Below are 231 nucleotides of genomic sequence, written 5' to 3' on the forward strand. Positions count from 1 at the left end.
CTACGATATGTAAACTCTTTATTCGTTCTATCCTCATATGTCCAAAAACGGGGAGGATATGATTTTTTAAGTGACGCCAATAAACGTCTGATGTTGTCAAAGAGTAAGGTTTTCCGCTCTTTTGATAGAGCTTTTTTTCTTTCCACTTAGCGATAAAAGATTCAAATGTTAATTTTTCAGGTTCTATGTATTCTCCAGAATTGACTTCCATCTTGAACTGATAAAGCTGAT

Annotated in this window: 1 protein-coding gene; it reads right to left on the minus strand. The window is 34.2% G+C overall.

Annotated features, from left to right (window positions below; genetic code table 11):
* On the minus strand, positions 1 to 211 hold a 211-nt coding region (locus SB816_RS35360; protein WP_410548666.1), incomplete at its 3' end, for a hypothetical protein.
* Between the last annotated feature and the right edge of the window lie 20 nt (positions 212 to 231).

This window comes from Achromobacter sp. SIMBA_011 (assembly GCF_046535435.1).
In the GTDB taxonomy this organism is placed as follows: domain Bacteria; phylum Pseudomonadota; class Gammaproteobacteria; order Burkholderiales; family Burkholderiaceae_B; genus Achromobacter; species Achromobacter dolens.